Raw genomic sequence first — 1037 nt, forward strand, 5'->3', positions numbered from 1 at the left:
TATAGGGCTATGTTGTAGTTGAGTGTGGGTATTAAAAATTCATATCATAATGCCTCTTTTATCCATGTTTGATCTGAATACTCAGTGTTATCTTCCATAAACCTAAACCAGCTTAAATAATTCTCAATGTAGTCTGTACCAATGCCATTAAAACGTCTTAACCATGCCTTCCAGCGCATCATATAATTATTAAGTGTTTGGATATGGTAAATACCTTCTACTACTCTTTGGTTATCCAAGCCAATCAAGCGTTTATGGTCAATATTGAGTTCTTTAGCAATACCTTTATACGATAAGTTTCCATCAGTACAAAGCACTGAGCCTGATGATAATTAAGGCTTCAATTGTGCTTGAATATTTTCTTTTGTATTTCGCTCTAAAACCTTGTGAGATATAGCACCACTACGATCAAGAGCAATGAAAATAGGAACTTTTTCGATTTTTCCACCACCACGTTTACGGGACTTACGGTTAATAACCCTCTTACCTTTAAAAGATTCTGGTAAAGATGTTTCATCAGCTTCAATAACACCCGTTAGTACTGAAGGATTAAAGCTGGCAGGGGCTTTAATAAACATATGTCTCCAACGAAATGACGTTTTAAGTGTTATATTCAAAGCTTTAGCTGATTTTCTAAGGGATACGCCTTCCCACATCAATTTGGTATATTCGATCCACTTCTCAGCCTTTTTCATTCGGTAAAGTGGTGAGTCTGCAAGTGCATTAAATGTTTTGTTGCATGATTTACACTTAAAGCGCTGAATTCCTTGCTTTGTCATTCCCCAACGATTTAGATTATGTGAATCACAATGGGGGCAATGAGATATTGATTCTTCATGGTCGGCAATGGCTTGACCTACTTGGTTAGTGGCAATATTTGATTCAACTTCGTGGCGAAGCTTTTTAAGTTGAGCGTAATTTAAGTTGGTAATGTGATGTAGTATATTTTGAAACTGCTTGGAAGCCATGTTGCACCTACCGTTATTAGGTTTCAGTATATTAAATATAGTTCACCAACACTGAAATACAACATAGCC

1 pseudogene is annotated in these 1037 nt (G+C 36.3%); it reads right to left on the bottom strand.

The annotated features are described in order from the left end of the window. Positions 1 to 44: 44 nt before the first annotated feature. Positions 45 to 968: pseudogene (locus ACJJVX_RS00250) on the bottom strand (IS1595 family transposase). Between the last annotated feature and the right edge of the window lie 69 nt (positions 969 to 1037).

Origin of the sequence: Pseudoalteromonas sp. Ld20, from assembly GCF_045064175.1 — a bacterium.
Taxonomy (GTDB): domain Bacteria; phylum Pseudomonadota; class Gammaproteobacteria; order Enterobacterales; family Alteromonadaceae; genus Pseudoalteromonas; species Pseudoalteromonas neustonica.